This window comes from Microvirga sp. CF3016 (genome assembly GCF_036314085.1).
In the GTDB taxonomy this organism is placed as follows: domain Bacteria; phylum Pseudomonadota; class Alphaproteobacteria; order Rhizobiales; family Beijerinckiaceae; genus Microvirga.
This window is the reverse complement of record NZ_JAYGGM010000015.1, coordinates 111,150-126,058: the sequence shown is the minus strand read 5'-3', so window position 1 is coordinate 126,058 and position 14,909 is coordinate 111,150. Positions and strand designations below refer to the sequence as shown.

Annotated in this window: 16 protein-coding genes and 1 pseudogene; 6 read left to right on the top strand and 11 right to left on the bottom strand. The window is 64.7% G+C overall.

The window, feature by feature from the left end:
* Positions 1-476, top strand: a pseudogene (locus VB672_RS20445) (kinesin); the annotation flags it as partial.
* A 279-nt stretch (positions 477-755) separates the two neighbouring features.
* Here the strand turns inward: VB672_RS20445 and VB672_RS20440 are convergent.
* From VB672_RS20440 to VB672_RS20425, 4 genes are read right to left on the bottom strand one after another with little or no spacing between them, the layout of a single operon-like run.
* Positions 756-1,412: an ABC-type transport auxiliary lipoprotein family protein gene (locus tag VB672_RS20440; protein ID WP_329786054.1), complete on the bottom strand. Its 657-nt coding sequence runs from the start codon at positions 1,410-1,412 to the stop codon at positions 756-758.
* A 24-nt stretch (positions 1,413-1,436) separates the two neighbouring features.
* Positions 1,437-2,774, bottom strand: a complete 1,338-nt coding sequence (locus VB672_RS20435; RefSeq protein WP_329786053.1) for an MlaD family protein — start codon at positions 2,772-2,774, stop codon at positions 1,437-1,439.
* A gap of 8 nt (positions 2,775-2,782) precedes the next feature.
* The gene (locus VB672_RS20430; RefSeq protein ID WP_329786059.1) at positions 2,783-3,583 is read right to left on the bottom strand and encodes an ABC transporter ATP-binding protein; all 801 of its coding nucleotides are present in this window, start codon (positions 3,581-3,583) and stop codon (positions 2,783-2,785) included.
* Positions 3,584-3,587: 4 nt separating this feature from the next.
* On the bottom strand, positions 3,588-4,736 hold the full coding sequence (locus VB672_RS20425) for an ABC transporter permease (RefSeq protein ID WP_442932135.1): 1,149 nt from the start codon (positions 4,734-4,736) through the stop codon (positions 3,588-3,590).
* 80 nt (positions 4,737-4,816) lie between these two features.
* Between VB672_RS20425 and dgcA the strand changes: the two genes are divergently transcribed.
* Complete coding sequence (dgcA, locus tag VB672_RS20420) at positions 4,817-5,800, top strand: N-acetyl-D-Glu racemase DgcA (protein ID WP_329786051.1); 984 nt, start codon at positions 4,817-4,819, stop codon at positions 5,798-5,800.
* Here dgcA and VB672_RS20415 read toward each other — a convergent pair.
* Positions 5,770-6,951: an MFS transporter gene (locus VB672_RS20415; RefSeq protein ID WP_329786050.1), complete on the bottom strand. Its 1,182-nt coding sequence runs from the start codon at positions 6,949-6,951 to the stop codon at positions 5,770-5,772. The two genes, dgcA and VB672_RS20415, sit on opposite strands and share 31 nt — an antisense overlap.
* A gap of 158 nt (positions 6,952-7,109) precedes the next feature.
* Between VB672_RS20415 and VB672_RS20410 the strand changes: the two genes are divergently transcribed.
* Entirely contained in the window at positions 7,110-7,610 is a 501-nt protein-coding gene (locus tag VB672_RS20410; RefSeq protein WP_329786049.1) for a hypothetical protein, read from the top strand.
* Positions 7,611-7,616: 6 nt separating this feature from the next.
* Here the strand turns inward: VB672_RS20410 and VB672_RS20405 are convergent, their stop codons facing one another.
* Together VB672_RS20405 and VB672_RS20400 are read right to left on the bottom strand one after the other, a co-directional pair.
* Positions 7,617-8,624 (bottom strand): glycosyltransferase family 4 protein, encoded by a 1,008-nt coding sequence (locus VB672_RS20405; RefSeq protein WP_329786048.1) that lies wholly within the window; start codon positions 8,622-8,624, stop codon positions 7,617-7,619.
* A complete protein-coding gene (locus tag VB672_RS20400) occupies positions 8,624-9,436 on the bottom strand; it encodes a UDP-2,3-diacylglucosamine diphosphatase (protein ID WP_329786047.1) in 813 nt (270 codons plus the stop codon). Before VB672_RS20400 ends, VB672_RS20405 begins: the two co-directional genes overlap by 1 nt.
* Before the next feature lie 743 nt (positions 9,437-10,179).
* On the opposite strand from VB672_RS20400, the gene VB672_RS20395 reads away from it, so the two are divergent.
* From VB672_RS20395 to VB672_RS20385, 3 genes are all read left to right on the top strand, one after another.
* Entirely contained in the window at positions 10,180-10,437 is a 258-nt protein-coding gene (locus tag VB672_RS20395) for a CBU_0592 family membrane protein (RefSeq protein ID WP_329786046.1), read from the top strand.
* Positions 10,438-10,551: 114 nt separating this feature from the next.
* Entirely contained in the window at positions 10,552-11,484 is a 933-nt protein-coding gene (locus VB672_RS20390) for a DMT family transporter (protein WP_329786045.1), read from the top strand.
* A gap of 124 nt (positions 11,485-11,608) precedes the next feature.
* Positions 11,609-12,226, top strand: a complete 618-nt coding sequence (locus VB672_RS20385; protein WP_329786044.1) for a helix-turn-helix domain-containing protein — start codon at positions 11,609-11,611, stop codon at positions 12,224-12,226.
* A 209-nt stretch (positions 12,227-12,435) separates the two neighbouring features.
* Here VB672_RS20385 and VB672_RS20380 read toward each other — a convergent pair whose 3' ends face one another.
* The 4 genes from VB672_RS20380 to lysM all read right to left on the bottom strand — a co-directional run bounded on the left by VB672_RS20380 (position 12,436) and on the right by lysM (position 14,844).
* Positions 12,436-13,383, bottom strand: a complete 948-nt coding sequence (locus VB672_RS20380; protein WP_329786043.1) for a cytochrome c — start codon at positions 13,381-13,383, stop codon at positions 12,436-12,438.
* Between the two features lie 60 nt (positions 13,384-13,443).
* Positions 13,444-13,881, bottom strand: coding sequence for a c-type cytochrome (locus tag VB672_RS20375; protein ID WP_329786042.1), 438 nt, complete (start codon positions 13,879-13,881; stop codon positions 13,444-13,446).
* Positions 13,882-14,012: 131 nt separating this feature from the next.
* The gene (locus VB672_RS20370) at positions 14,013-14,330 is read right to left on the bottom strand and encodes a rhodanese-like domain-containing protein (protein ID WP_329786041.1); all 318 of its coding nucleotides are present in this window, start codon (positions 14,328-14,330) and stop codon (positions 14,013-14,015) included.
* A 67-nt stretch (positions 14,331-14,397) separates the two neighbouring features.
* Positions 14,398-14,844 (bottom strand): peptidoglycan-binding protein LysM, encoded by a 447-nt coding sequence (lysM, locus tag VB672_RS20365; RefSeq protein ID WP_329786040.1) that lies wholly within the window; start codon positions 14,842-14,844, stop codon positions 14,398-14,400.
* Positions 14,845-14,909 lie beyond the last annotated feature (65 nt).

Below are 14,909 nucleotides of genomic sequence, written 5' to 3'. Positions count from 1 at the left end.
GCCGGGAGGAGGCTCCCGCCCGCGATGCCGGCGGCCGCGGCGGCTGGCTGTCGGATCTCCTGAACCGGGCCTCCCGCGACGAGGGCGTGGAGCCCGCCCGCGCGCCCGCCCGGGCCGATCGCGCCCGCACCAACAGCCTCGAATCCCTGGATTCGATCTCGGTCGACATCGCCCGGATGATCGATCACGAGGCCGCCGTCGAGCTGTGGGACCGCTACCGCCGCGGCGAGAGCAACGTGTTCACCCGCCGTCTCTACACGCTGCAGGGTCAGCAGACCTTCGACGAGATCCGCCGCAAGTACCGCCGGGACGAGGAGTTCCGGCAGACGGTGGACCGCTACGTGGAAGAGTTCGAGCGCCTGCTCTCTGAAGTCTCCCGCGACGACCGCGACTCCATGCTGACGAAGACCTATCTCACGTCGGAAACCGGCAAGGTCTACACCATGCTGGCCCATGCGAGCGGCCGGTTCGACTGAGGCTGATAGAGTTCTCACGATATGCAAACGCGGCCTCCGGGCCGCGTTTTCGTTGTGCTCCACCGACTGTCATTCCGGGGCGCCAGTAGGCGAGCCCGGAATCCATAAACACGACGTTTGAAGGAATGGCGAGCCGCGCTACGCCCTTTCTGCACGGTTAGCGGATATGGATCCGGGCGCCGCTATGCGGTCCCGGAGTGACAGTGGAGAGTGCTTCAAAGAGTAAATGCCTGGGACAAGCCCAGGCATGATGCACGTCGAAACCGAATCCGCATGCCCTCAAGCCGGAGGCTGCGACTCGCCCATTGCGGTGCCCGGCTCCTCCCGCCGCGGCAGCGAGCTTCCGCTCACCCAGCGGACGATGTCGAGCATGACGACCGACAGGGCCTCGTCGAGGGCACGGGCGGCATTCGGCGCATCCACGGCGCTCGCGGGAACGCTGGCACGGAAGATCCGGCCGTTCACGATGCGGCCGTTCTGGTCGCTGACGATCTTCACGGAGATCTCGACCACAGCCTGATTGTCCGGAGTCGCGATCTCGAACCGGCGCAGCTCGGAGATGAGCTGAACGTCGGCCACGGCGCCGCTGCTCGGCCTTGAGACGCCCCGGAGCTGTGAGGCATTCTCGAAGGTGTTGATCAGGCGCGTCTGGATCAGGCGCGGCAGGTTGTCGGCCCACTGCCCTCCCCCGATGAACGACACGGAGCCGCTGGCGTCCTTGACCAGGATTTGCTGGGTCGAGAGCGTCTGGAGAGCCGCGGGCTCGTTGACCAGGACCTGAACCCCCGCCGCGCCCCGGATCCGGGCGGTCGGCGCCGATAGATCATAGGTTGCCGGTGCGGGACCCGACGAGCAGGCGCCGGTCAAGGCAGCCAGAACCAGCACCGGGGCAAGGCCCCGAAGCAGGCAGGCTCGATCACTCAGGGGAGTTAACACGGAAGGTCCACGCATACTGGTTACTTAGCGGCGTCCACTATACTCAGGGAGATTCGAACGGCCACCGAAAAGAAACTGCTGTGGATTACGTTCGATGCTCCGGACCGCCCGGCTGATGTCGCCCAGGGTCCGCCGCCCCTCGACGGCGAGGGCCTCGTATTCCCGCAGGCCCGATTCCGTGAAGCGGTTGACGCCCCCGAGAATGCCCTGGATGCCCTCGGTCCGGGTGTTGAGGTCGTTGGCGAGTTCGCGCACGGCCACGGCGGCCGAGCGGATTTCGTCGAAGGCCCCCTTCCCGGCTTCCCCGGAAGCCGAACCGAGGAACTTCTCGGCTCCTGCCAGAACGGCATCGATCTTGTCGGCGGACTTGTTGAGCTTTTCGGTGATCGAGCGCGCTTCCTGGATCGCCTTGTCGATATCCGGGCTGCGGCGGCTCAGGGTCTGGGTGAAGGTGTCCACGTTGTCGACCGTACGGCCGATCTTGGCCGGATCGACTGCCTTGGTGATCTCGGCGATCTCGGCCACGGCCGAATCGAGTTTCGGCGCGGTCTCGTTCAGCCGGTCGATCAGGCTCGCCGCATCCTTGAGAGCGTCGCTCACGACCTGACGGTTTTCGCCGAGCGCCGTGGTGAAGTTGTCGACGTTCTCGACGATGCGGGCGACCCGCTGGCGATCCACCGATCGAACCACCTCGTCCACGTTCGCCGCCAAGGTCTCGAGCTTCTCGGCGAGAGGACCGACCTTCTCGGCGGCCTGGCCGATCTGGGCCAGGAAGCGGTCGATGCCCTCCGCGTTCTCTCCCAAAGCCTGGGAGAAGCGCTCCACGTTCTGGATCGTCCGGCTAATGGCGCCCTCGTTGTCGGTGACGACCCGCCCGACTCGCTCCAGAACGTCGTCGGCGCGGCGGGCGATGTTGCGCGCCGTCTCGATCAGATCCTGGAAGTCGGAACGGTCGGCAAAGATCGTCGGCATGGGCTGGCCCGGACCGGCCACGAGCGGCGGAGCGCCGGGCTCGCCGCCCGAGAGGCCGACATTCGCGACGCCGGTCAGGCCCTGATATTCGAGACGGGCGCGGGTGTCGGACCGGATCGGCGTGTTGCTGTTGACCGTAGCGATGGCGACCACCCGGCGGGGATCCTCCGGCAGGAGATCCAGGCTCGTCACATCCCCGACCCGAAGGCCGTTGAAGGACACGCTCGATCCTTGGGAAAGCCCCGAGACCGACCCGGAGAACACAATGCGGATGCTCTGGCGCGCCTGCCCGCGTTCGCCCCCGGAGAACCAGTAGACGAAACCGAAAGCGGCTGCGATCACCGCCAGGGTGAAGAGGCCGATCAAGGCGTAGTTTGCACGCGTTTCCATCGTTACCCTTACGCGCCGCCGGCCATGACCGCGCGTGCCCGTTTGCCATGAAAGTAGGAGCGAAGCCACGGGTGATCCGATTCCAGCATCACCTCGATGGGACCCTCCGCGAGAATTTTTCCCTCGCCCAGAGCCGCTATGCGGTCGCAGACCGAATAAAGGCTGTCCAAGTCATGGGTTACCATGAAAACGGTCAGGCCTAAAGTCCGCTGTAACGTCGCAATCAGGTCGTCGAACTCGCCCGCGCCGATTGGATCAAGGCCCGAAGTCGGCTCGTCGAGGAAAACGATCTCAGGGTCGAGAGCCAGCGCCCGCGCGAGGGCGGCGCGCTTGATCATGCCGCCGGACAGCTCGGACGGCAGCTTGTCGGCCGCGTCCGGATTGAGGCCCACCATCTCGATCTTGAGCATGGCCAGTTCGTCGAGCAGCCGGTCCGACAGGTGCAGGTATTCCCGCATCGGGACCTGGATGTTCTGCTTCACGGTGAGTGCCGAAAACAAGGCACCCTGCTGGAACAGCACGCCCCAATGCCGCTCAAGCTGGCGGCGTTCCTCAGGAGACAGCTCGTCGAGGTTCTGGCCCAGCACCTCGATGGTGCCGGCGCGCTTGGGCACGAGCCCGAGAATGGCCCGCGTCAGGACCGACTTGCCCTGACCGGAGCCGCCGACAAATCCCAGGATCTCCCCGCGATAGACGTCGAGATCGAGGCCTTTGAGGATCGTCCTTTCCCCGAAGCCGACCTCGACGTCCCGGGCGCGGATGATCACGTCGCGGTTCTTCAGAGAGTCGGAGGGGCGTCGTTCGAGCATCATCTCAGTAATTTATCGCTGCAAAGAACATGGCGAAGAGACCATCGAGCACGATGACCATGAAGATGGCCTTCACCACCGAAGACGTCACGTGCCGGCCCAGGGACTCGGCAGAGCCTTCAACGGCCAGCCCCTCGAGGGTCGCGATGATGCCGATGACCAGCGCCATGAAGGGTGCCTTGATGATACCGACCAGGAAGGTGTTCAGACTGACGGCAGCACGAAGGCGGTTCAGGAAGATGTCCGGGCTGATGTCGCCGTAGACCCAGGTCGTAAGGCCCCCGCCGACGAGCGCCGCGATGGACGCGATGAAGGTAAGGAGCGGCAGGCCGATCACCAGCGCCATGATGCGCGGGACGATGAGAACCTCGATGGGGTCGAGGCCCATGACCCGCAGGGCATCGATCTCCTCCCGCATCTTCATGGAGCCGATTTCGGCCGTGAAGGCCGAGCCGGAGCGGCCTGCGACCATGATCGAGGTCAGGAGAACGCCCAGTTCGCGCAGGACCAGGATGCCGATGAGGTCGATGACGAAGGGCGTCGCGCCGAACTTGACGAGCTGGAAGATGCCCTGCTGCGACACGATGCAGCCGACGAGAAACGAGATCAGGACGATGATCGGAACGCCCCGATAGGCGATCTGCTCCAGCTGATTGATCACCGCCGTGCCCCGGAAGCGGCGGGGATGTACGACCACTCGGATCAGCGCCGAGATGAGCTCGCCCAGGAAGCCGACGCCGCCGACCATGTCCCGGCCGGCTCCGGCAACGCTCTGGCCGACATCCACGAGAAAATCGACCGCACGGGAATGCCGGGGCTTCGGCTCCCCCTGAAAGTCGCGATAGGCCGCTTCGTCCAGGAGGATTTTCTGTTCCGGCGAGGCATTGGCGAAATCCACCTGCCCCTTGGCGGAGAGCTCGTGGCGCGTGCGGTTGAGCGTCCAGGCGCCGAGGGTGTCGAGGCGCTCGACGCCGCTCAGATCGAGGGCCACGGGAAAGGCGTCGGCTTCCGCCGCGATCTCGTCGACCAGGGCCTCGACCCTCTGGGCATGGGGCGCCGTCCACGGTCCGGCCAGCCGGATCGTCATCGCCCCCCCGGCGCGGTCGATTGTGACTTCCGGCTCTCGAGCCAAGGTGCTCTGCGCCACGATCATCCCTTCGGCGTTGATTCCGCTTGGTGATAGCGTGTCATTGCGCCACAAGTCGAGACGAAGTTAAGCCGAGACCTAAGAGAATGCGCAAGCTCACCGTTTCCATCGACCGTTTCCCCATTGCCGGAAAATTCACGATCGCCCGCGGCTCCCGCACGGAGGCCGTGGTGGTCATGGCGACAATTGCCGAGGACGGGGCCGTCGGGCATGGGGAATGCGTGCCCTATACCCGCTACGGGGAGACGGTCGAAGGCGTGGCGGCGGCCATCGAGGCCATCCGGCCTCGGATCGAGGCGGGGCTGACCCGCGAAGCACTTCAGGACCTCATGCCGGCAGGAGCGGCCCGCAATGCTGTCGACTGCGCCCTCTGGGACCTGGATGCCAAGCGCTCCGGCATCCGCGCCCACCTGACCGCCGGCCTGACCCGCTGGCCGCCAGCGACCACCGCCTACACCATCAGCCTCGACACGCCTGAGGGTATGGCGGAGGCCGCGGCCAAGGCGGCTGAACGGCCGATCCTCAAGGTGAAGTTCGGCGCTCCCGATGGCGATATCGAGCGGATCAGAGCCGTGCGCCGGGCGGCCCCGCAGGCGACCCTGATCGCCGACGCCAACGAAGGCTGGACCGAGGAGAACATCGAAGCGCACCTCGCAGCCTGTGCAGAGGAAGGCTATGCCCTGGTGGAGCAGCCCCTGCCCGCCCAGGCGGACGGCTCCTTGAGCCGGGTCTCGCGTCCCATTCCGATCCTCGCCGACGAGAGCGTGCATGATCGGGCAAGCCTCGACCGGCTCATCGGCCTTTACGAGGTGATCAACATCAAGCTCGACAAGACCGGCGGGCTGACCGAGGCCCTGGCTCTGGCCGATGCGGCGGAAGCCCGGGGCTTCGGGCTCATGATCGGCTGCATGGTCGGAACCTCGCTCGCGATGGCGCCGGCGCTGGTGCTCGCCCCTCGCGCCCGCTTCGTCGACCTCGACGGCCCGCTCCTGCTCGCCAGGGACCGGGAGCCCGGCCTGCGCTACGAGGGCAGCATCGTCTATCCGCCGGAGCCTGCTCTCTGGGGCTGAGTTTTCTGAAGACGAACGACCACCAGCATCAGCAGGAACCCAATGGCTCCCAAGGGGGCCATCGCGGCAAAGACGCCGGCGCCGGCCTGCGCATAGATCATGCCGCTCACGATCGTAGACGCCGCGATGGCGAGAGCGGACAGCGACCCGAAGATTCCCTGCGCCCGGCCCCGCGCCGTCATGGGTGCGAGCGCCGCCAGGGCCGCCATGGTGCCGATATGGGTGGCTGCGAAGCTCAGACTGTGCATGGTCTGGAGCACGACCATGACCTCGGCTCCCGGCTCCAGGGACATGATCGTGAAGCGGATGACGGCCGCCGCCGAGCCGAGCAGGATCAGGCCCACGCCCGAGGTCCGGCCGACATGGCGGCCGAGATAGATGAAGACCAGGATCTCGGCGATGACGCCGGCGGCCCAGAAATAGCCGATGACCTCGTCGGAGAAGCCGGTGGAGCGCCAATAGATGCTGCCGAAGGCATTGAGCGCACCGTGACTTGCCTGCGTCACGGCTCCCGCGACCAGCACCAGCCAGAGGATTCCCGAGAGCTTGGCAGGAGCATTCCTCCTCGGCGGATCGTCCGGGTCCGCGGGTTCGGGAACCTCCTTCGGCACGGCGATCAGCGTGGCGGAGATCCCCAGGATCGGAATGAGGGCCAGGGCGACGATCACGACGTCCGGCCCGAAGGCGCCGACCAGGTATCCGCCCACGATGTTCGCGACGAAGAACGCGACAGAACCCGCCCCTCTGATCCGGCCGTAGTTCAAGCCGGGATGCTTCTGGACCGCGTTGGTGGAGACGAGATCGTTGCCCGGGATGATGCAGGACTGCGCGATCGCAACGAGAGCCACCAGGGCCATGATCAGGATGCCGTTGTCGACCAGCAGGAACAGCGGGAAGCCGATGAGCTGACCGAGATGGCTGGCCAGAAGCAGCCGCCTTGCCCCGAACGACCGGTCCGCGAGGCTCAGGAGCGGCGCCGTCGCCAAGATCCGCACGATGATCGGGATCGCGACCACGAAACCGATGACGGTCGGCGACAGCGCCTTGCTCTGCAGCCAGAGGGGAAAGAACGGGAGGTAGATCCCGTGACTGGTGAAGCTCGCAGCGTGCAACGCACCCAGGCGGAATTCGAGAGCTTTGAGCGGATGCATCAGGATTATGGTCTTCTGGAAACAAAAATCGGAGCAAAAGGAGCAAGAACACGGTGCAAGACTACCCCTGAAGGCCTTGCAGGGGTTGAGCTTGCAGGTGCTTTGCGCACATCTGTTGAAGACAGGAATCAAGCCCTGCCGAGATGGATTGCGCCACCATGCCCGATGAAGAGACCAACGTCACGTTCGGCGACCTGGATTTCGACACCATCGAAGCGGCCGTCATGGAGACGGCCCGCGGCCGCTGGTTCCTGAAGGAATACGCCCGGCGGAACCGTAATGCGGACACGCAAGCCGTTCTCGAGGCCCTGAACCGTCTGAAGGAACATCGTCTGGATGCCAGGGCCGCCGAGCCCTTTCGGGCCTGCCTTGAGAAGATGGCGGCCGCGATCCAGCAGACCAAGGAGGAGGTTCGCTCCTTTCCGGCTCTGGATGCCGACGATCCCTTGAGCACCCTCTCCGAGGCGGAATTCCAGGAGGCCGCAGAGCAGCGCATCCGGCGCATGGTGTCGACGCTTCATGCTCTCGAAACCGAGATCCAAGGCATGATCGATCTCACCCGGGTCGAAATCGACAGGACAGACGTCTCGTTGGAATCCGGCCCTTTCGAGGGTGAGAAGGCCCAGCATCTCCACCCGCGTCCCGCCTTCCTGATGTAGGGCAGGCTATCTGACGGAATGGGCTTTCTCGATATTGGAGAAGAATTGCCGGGCGCTTTCCTGCCAAGTGAAGGTCTCGCCATAGGCCCGGCAGCGATCCTTGGGAATGTCGAGCGCCGCGAGGGCCGCCTCGCGCAGATCCTGTGAGAGGACGCCGCAGCCGGAGGTGCCGAGCACGTCCAGCGGCCCGGTAACCGGAAAGGCCGCGATCGGCAGGCCGGAGGCCAGCGCCTCGATGAGGACGATGCCGAAGGTATCCGTGAGGCTCGGAAAGACGAAGACGTCCGAGGAGGCATAGACCCGGGCGAGATCCTCGCCGGTGAGCGCGCCGAGGAAGCGAACGTCCGGATATCGCCGTTCGAGGTCCGGACGGGCGGGGCCGCCGCCGACGACGACCTTGGTGCCAGGCAGATCGAGGCTCAGGAAGGCGTCCAGGTTCTTCTCGACCGCGACACGCCCGACATAGAGAAAGATGGGCGCGGCCGCATCCAGGATCCGATCGTTTCGGGGCCGGAACAGGGTGGTGTCGACGCCGCGGGTCCAGCGCATGATGTTCCGGAAGCCGCGCCCCGCGAGCTCCCGCTCCAGGGAGGGCGTGCTGACCATCATGGCGCGGGCCGCCCGATGGAACCGCTTGAGCGCCCGGTAGGACCACGCCTCGGGAATTCGGGTGCGCGCCGCGACGTATTCCGGAAAGCGCGTGTGATAACTTGTGGTGAAAGCCTGCCCCTGACGCCGGCAGGCCAGCCGCGTCGCGAGCCCGATCGGTCCTTCCGTGGCAATGTGGACATGGGTCGGCCGAATCTCGTCGAGAATTCCGGATATTGCCCCGGGCCGAACCAGGGACAGGCGGATCTCCGGATAGGTCGGCATCGGAATGGAGCGGAAGCGCTCCGGCGTGAGGAACACGACCTCCGCCCCGAAGCGCGGCGCCTCGGCGGCCATGTATTCGAGCGATCGCACCACCCCGTTGATCTGGGGCCGCCAGGCATCGGTCGCGATCAGAAGGCGCATCAGGCGGCCCTCTCGCTGACCTTCGCTGGAACAAGGTTCTGCGCGCTGATCATGTCCAACTCGACCTCGGTCCAGCGGATGAGCTGGAAGGTGCCGTCGTAATGCTCCACCACTGCCGTGCAGGACTCGACCCAATCACCCGTGTTCACGTAGGCGACGCCGAATTGGTCGTGCATGGTGGCGTGATGGATATGGCCGCAGATGACCCCGTCGGCCTGCTGCCGCTGAGCCTCAGCGGCGAGAAGCTCCTCGAACCGGCTGATGAAGTTCACGGCGTTCTTGACCCTCAGCTTGGCCCAGGACGAGAGCGACCAATAGGTCAGCCCGAGCCGCCGCCGCACCATGTTGAGATAGGTGTTGATAAAGAGAGCCGCCGAATAGGCTCCGTCGCCCAGGAGTGCGAGCCAGCGGGCATGCCGGACCACCAGGTCGAACTGATCGCCGTGAATCACGAGATAGCGCTTCCCGTCGGCCGTTTCGTGCAAGGCATAATCGGCGAGCTCGATACCGCCCAGATTGACCCCGATGTAGTCGCGCAGGAACTCGTCGTGATTTCCCGGGAGGTAGATGAGGCGGGCGCCTTTCCGAACCTTGCGCAGGAGCTTCTGCACCACGTCGTTATGGGCCTGGGGCCAGTACCAGCCGGATTTCAGCTTCCAGCCGTCGACGATATCGCCGACGAGGTAGATCGTATCGGCGTCATAGACCTTGAGGAATTCGAGCAGGGCGCCCGCCTGGCACCCTTTCGTGCCAAGATGGAGATCGGACAGGAACAATGTCCGTACGCGCAGAGCATTCACATCCTGAGCCATGGGTTTCTCCGGCGAGCGTGCTGAATAAAAGCCAAACCGGATTCGCGTCTCGTCCCCGTGACGGTTTCTCTGCAGATTTGTGACAGTGGCGGCGCACCGTCGCTTTGTTCAGGCTGGCGGATGAGTGAACGGCTGCATGGGTCTGCTGTCAAAGATCCAGCGCCTTGGGGCCCGCAGCTTGCGCTGCGAGCCTTTCAGGAGATCGAGGGTGGCGCGAGAGGCGGCCCGGCTCGATGATGATGGTGGGAGATGGAAGAGCCGGACGGCACCTCGCGCACGGTTCTTTTCAGGCGGACCAGCTGGGACGACACCCAAGGTCGGCCTCCTGCGCTCCCAGGCGTGCGAGGCCTGCCGCAGGACCGTGCCGGCTCCCGTCACTGCGACGCCTCGCGAGCGCGCCCCTCGCAGGAACCGATCTGCACAAGGGTATAGCTCAGGTGTAACACCGTGTCAAGAACAAAGTGAGAACATAACATCTCACTGGCTGATCTCCTCTCCCGCCCGGGAGAGGGAGAAGGTGGGCCGTCCCGTCCCGATGATCCCCGTCGGTACGGCACGGCGCCTCACACCAACGGGATGGGCGGGACTGATCCCCGGATCGAGGTCGGGGCCGCCATGACTGACAGATCTGGAGACAGCGGAATGCCTTTCACGGCCCGCTTTTCGGGTCCGGCAAAAAGTCCGATTCCAAGAAGGGTCGGATTGCCGTAGAGGCTTTGCATCGGATCGGACGGAGAGCGTCGATGAATGGACCTGACATGGTCGGACTGGTCGGGGTTGCAGCGTACCTTTCGGCCTACGGGCTGCTGCAGGTCGGTATCTTGAAGGTCGAGGACAATCGTTACGCGCTTCTCAACGCCGTCGGCGCATTGCTGGTCCTCTACTCATTGCTGTTCGACTTCAATCTGGCGTCGTTCGTGACCCAATCCGCATGGCTGATCCTGACGGCGATCGGCTTCATCCGGTCCTACATCAACCGTTCTCAGACGGCTCGATCCTGAACCCATGCGCGGGGCGCAGAGGTTCGCGCAGCGATTGGGGGTTCACGGGGCGGCTCGTCCGTGGTTGGCTGCAGCCTTCCTCGAAGCGACGCCACCCGTGAAAACCCGCCTCTCGTGAAACCTCTCCTGGGGATCTCCCTCAAAGTCACCTCCGCCGTCGTCTTCACGATGATGTCGGCGACCCTCAAGACGCTCGCCGCCCGCTATCCCGTCGGGGAGATCGTCTTCTTCCGCTCGGCCTTCGCCCTGTTGCCGCTGCTGCTGTGGCTGAAATGGCAGGGAGACCTCATCAACGCCGTGCGGACGAGAAATGTCGTCGGGCACTTCAAGCGTGGCTTCATCGGCACGAGCGCCATGTATCTCGGGTTTGCCGCCCTCTCCTACCTTCCCCTGCATGACGCCATCGCCATCGGCTACGCCTCACCCCTCATCGCCGTGATCCTGGCGGCGCTCCTCCTCAAAGAGACGGTGCGCGCCTACCGGTGGACGGCGGTCGGCATCGGCTTCGTCGGCGTCCTGATCATGCTGTCGCCCTACCTGAAGATCGGCACCTTCGGGGGAGACCTGAACGCGGGCCCCACGCTCGGCGCCATGCTGGCCTTCGCCGGAGCCTTCTGCTCGGCCGGCGCGATGATCCAGGTCCGGCGACTCACCGAGACGGAGAAGACCGGCGCCATCGTGTTCTACTTCTTCATCATGGCGTCCGGCCTGTCGCTCTGCACCATCGCCCTGGGCTGGCGCATGCCGGATGCCATGGACCTTGCCCTGTTCATCCTCATCGGCATTCTGGGCGGCGTCGGGCAGATCCTGGTCACGCAATCCTATCGCTTCGCGGATACTTCGGTGATCGCCCCGTTCGAATACACCACCATGATCTGGGCGCTCCTGTTCGGCTGGTTCATGTTCGGCGATCTGCCCACCATGACCGTGGTGATCGGCGCGACCATCGTGGCCGCCACAGGTCTCTTCATCGTCTGGCGCGAGCATCGGCTCGGGCTTCTGCGGACCAAAGAGCTTCAGGCTGCTCCCCAAAGGCCCGGTGTCTGAACCGAAAACCGGTGTCTGAACCGAAAAGAAGCACCGCGAAGGCCCCGGCGCTTGACCCGTTCCGTCGATTACCCCACAACCGTTTTGAGGAACGATCGTTCTCTTTTTCGGAACAGAGGCAGTCATGGGCGTCGAGGGCAAAGAACGGAGCCGGGATCTGGAATCGGGTGCACAGGTTCTCTCCGGCAACATGGGCAAGACGATTCAGCGTCTGCGCAAGGCCTATAACCTGTCCCTGTCGGAGCTCGCAGAGCAATCCGGCGTCGCGAAGTCGATCATCAGCCAGATCGAGCGCAACGAGACCAACCCGACGCTCGCCACCATCTGGCGGCTGAGCCAGGCTCTGGACGTCTCGATCGAGCGGGTTCTCGCCTCAGGGGACGAGGAGCCCTTCATCGAGAAATCCTCCAAGGCCGACACCCCGATCCTCGTGTCCGAGGACGGCAAGATGCGCCTGGCCATCATCGGCTGGCTCAAGACCATCGAATGGCTGCAATGGTACGACGTGCAGTCCGAGCCCGGCGGCGTGCTCGACTCCGACAGCCATCAGCGCGGCTCGGTGGAATGCCTGTCCGTCCTGGACGGCGAGTTCGAGGTCGAGGTCGGCGGCGTCACCCAGCAGGCGAAGGCGGGCGAAAGCCTGCGCTACCGCTGCGACCGCCCCCATTCAGTGCGCTGCATCGGCGATGCGCCGGGTCGCGCCACCATGGTGTGCATCCTCAAAGCCGCCGTGATGGATTGAGGCCGAGGGGCCAGGGCTTGGCACGATTGTTGCTCTTCATCGGGCGGACATACCCTCTCACTTCATCACCGGCCTTGTGCCGGTGATCTCGCTCGGAAGGACGCTGCGCTCCACTTTGTCGAGAGGGCCGGGACAAGCCCGGCCATGACGTGAGAGGGTATCATTCCGGCCCAATCAGAAGAGGTAGAACACCGAAGCTCGTTCCTTCCTCACTCCGGCCGCTTGAATCCCTGTTTCGGCGGCAGAGACAGCAGATATTCCGCCATGGCCCGGCGGTCGGCGTCGGGGATCTGGGCCGTGTTGGCCACCACGGCTCCCATCGGCCCGCCGACCGTATCGAAGTTCGGCGTCTCGCCGGTCGTCAGCAGGGTCGTCAGGTCATCCACCGTCCAGCCTCCGATCCCGGTCGGATGCGGCGTGATGTTGGGAACGATGCCCCTGCCCTCCGGGTCGGGGCCGCCGGCGAAGCGTCGATCCTCGAGGATGGCCCCCGCGGTGTTGCGCTCGCTGTGGCACTCGGCGCAATGCCCGGGCCCGTTCACCAGATAAGCGCCCCGGTTCAGGCTCTCCGACTTCGACGGATCGGGCGTGAAGACGTTCCCGTCCAGGAAAGCCAGCTTCCAGAGACCAACGCCCCGACGGATGTTGAAGGGGAACGGCAGATCGTGATCGGGTGCGCGGCCTTCCACGGCCGGGAGGGTCTGCATGAAAGCAAAAAGGTCCGCGAGATCCCCCTCGGGCATCTTGGCATAGGAGGCGTAGGGAAAGGCGGGATAATAGTGGCGACCGTCGGGGGAGACGCCCTCGCGCATGGCGCGGACGAAGTCCGCCGTGGTCCAAGAGCCGATGCCGTCCTGCTTATGGGGCGAGATGTTGGGCACGTGGAAGGTGCCGAAGGGGGATTTCAGCGCATACCCGCCGCCGAGCCGTAGCTTGTCGCTCTGCTCGGGCACGGCATGGCAGGACGTGCAGCCTCCGGCGAAGAACAGGGTGCGGCCGTTCTCCAGGTTCGGCTGGCGGTTCGATCCGGACGTCTGCCCCGAGCTGGCCTGACCGTTCCCCCGGATGAGCGCGTAGGCCGCCGGCGAGGTCAGACCCCAGAAGGCCAGCGCTCCGATAACCGCCAGAACTACGAGACCCACGATCACCTTGCGCATCGACTCGTCTCCAAATGAAACGGGCGGCCCAGAGGCCGCCCATTTTAAAGCCTTCTGATCTTACGAGCTCTTCTTGCGGAAGTCGTTGTGGCAGGCGCCGCAGTTCTGCAGCACCTTCGGCAGCTCCGCCTTGAAGGAGGCCTCGTCCTTGATCGAAGCCATCGCCGCCTGGGCATCCGTGCGGAGCTTCGTCATGATCGAATCGAATTTCGCCTTGTTCTCCCAGATGGCCGGAAGAGCTTCGGTCTTCTCGGCGTTCTTGGAGCTCTCAGGGAACAGCGGACCGGCCTTCTCGGCATTCACTGCAAGAACCTGGAGGCTGGCCTTTGCCTTGGCGAGATCGAACGGCTCCTGGCCGCGCATCATGCCGCCGAGGGGACGCGTCTGCGCTCCCATCTCCTTCATGAGACCCTGGCGCTGCTCGACGACATTGCTTTGGGCAATGGCAGCCGTCACTCCGAGCGCCAGGAGGCTGGCGACGAACATTGTACGCTTCATATCTTCCTTCCCTCATGGGCCGACCGATGGTGTCCCTACGAACCACCGTCAGCGGGCCGGCATTAGCGCACATCTCGTCAAGCTTGAGCACTCCACTTTAGAACACATCTATGTGAGGCGCTCTCGAGACCCTACTCCACGGGCTCTCCCGCAGCCGCCCAATCCTTGAAGCCGCCCTTGTAATGTTCCCGGATGTCCCGCCCGGCCGCCTGGGCGTATTCGATGGCCCGCACGGACCGGACGCCCGCCGCGCAGGAAAAGACGACTCGCTTGCCTTCGGGCAGAGCGGAGACATCGAAGGACGAGAGCGGATGGGAGACGGCTCCCGGAATGTGCCCGGCGGCGAATTCATGCGGCTCGCGCACGTCGACGAGCACGAAGGCCCCCTCTTGCAGCCCCTGCTTGACGGCGTCGCGGTCGAGATCGATGACTTTCGGCGTTTCACTCATGGCAACTCCTCCCTGGGATGAGTTCCGTCATACCGGCTCGGCAGGGAGGAGTGCAATCCAGGCTGTCTCAGGCGAGCGGTGGAATCCGCAGCACCCAGCCGGGCTGGATCATGTCCGGATCCTTGACCGGCGGCGAGTTGGCCTTGACGATCTCGGTGTATTTCGCGCCTTTGCCCTTGCCGTAGTGCTTCTCGGCGATCTCCCAGAGGGTGTCGCCCTTCTGGACCGTGTACATGGTCGAGGCTGCGGCGGGCTGCTGGACCTGCAGCTCGCTCGTGTCGACTTCGGCGACGCCATAGGTGTTGCCGAGGGACAGAATGATCTTCTCGGCCTCTTCCTGGTTGGTCGCCTGGCCGGACAGTTTCACCTTGTCGCCCTCGACCTGGATCCCGAGCTTGCTCGCATCGAATCCGTGGCCCTGGACCTCCTGCTGCAGCTTCTCGGGAGTGGCAGCGGCGGCACTGCCGCCGAAGATCTTGGCGCCGGCTTCCTTGATGAACTTGAACAGACCCATATGGTCCTCCTCCTGCTCCTGCCCGGCTCACGATGGCCAAGCTGGGAGGAAGACGCATGGCCGTC

Excerpts from the sequence above, each read along its gene's own strand:
- VB672_RS20395 (WP_329786046.1), top strand. The coding sequence starts at position 10,180 with ATGAATGGACCTGACATGGTCGGACTGGTCGGGGTTGCAGCGTACCTT.
- VB672_RS20410 (WP_329786049.1), top strand. The coding sequence starts at position 7,110 with ATGCCCGATGAAGAGACCAACGTCACGTTCGGCGACCTGGATTTCGAC.
- VB672_RS20405 (WP_329786048.1), bottom strand. The coding sequence starts at position 8,624 with ATGCGCCTTCTGATCGCGACCGATGCCTGGCGGCCCCAGATCAACGGG.
- VB672_RS20425 (WP_442932135.1), bottom strand. The coding sequence starts at position 4,736 with ATGATCGTGGCGCAGAGCACCTTGGCTCGAGAGCCGGAAGTCACAATC.
- VB672_RS20375 (WP_329786042.1), bottom strand. The coding sequence starts at position 13,881 with ATGAAGCGTACAATGTTCGTCGCCAGCCTCCTGGCGCTCGGAGTGACG.
- VB672_RS20380 (WP_329786043.1), bottom strand. The coding sequence starts at position 13,383 with ATGCGCAAGGTGATCGTGGGTCTCGTAGTTCTGGCGGTTATCGGAGCG.
- VB672_RS20435 (WP_329786053.1), bottom strand. The coding sequence starts at position 2,774 with ATGGAAACGCGTGCAAACTACGCCTTGATCGGCCTCTTCACCCTGGCG.
- VB672_RS20430 (WP_329786059.1), bottom strand. The coding sequence starts at position 3,583 with ATGCTCGAACGACGCCCCTCCGACTCTCTGAAGAACCGCGACGTGATC.
- VB672_RS20385 (WP_329786044.1), top strand. The coding sequence starts at position 11,609 with ATGGGCGTCGAGGGCAAAGAACGGAGCCGGGATCTGGAATCGGGTGCA.
- VB672_RS20370 (WP_329786041.1), bottom strand. The coding sequence starts at position 14,330 with ATGAGTGAAACGCCGAAAGTCATCGATCTCGACCGCGACGCCGTCAAG.
- VB672_RS20400 (WP_329786047.1), bottom strand. The coding sequence starts at position 9,436 with ATGGCTCAGGATGTGAATGCTCTGCGCGTACGGACATTGTTCCTGTCC.
- lysM (WP_329786040.1), bottom strand. The coding sequence starts at position 14,844 with ATGGGTCTGTTCAAGTTCATCAAGGAAGCCGGCGCCAAGATCTTCGGC.
- dgcA (WP_329786051.1), top strand. The coding sequence starts at position 4,817 with ATGCGCAAGCTCACCGTTTCCATCGACCGTTTCCCCATTGCCGGAAAA.
- VB672_RS20415 (WP_329786050.1), bottom strand. The coding sequence starts at position 6,951 with ATGCATCCGCTCAAAGCTCTCGAATTCCGCCTGGGTGCGTTGCACGCT.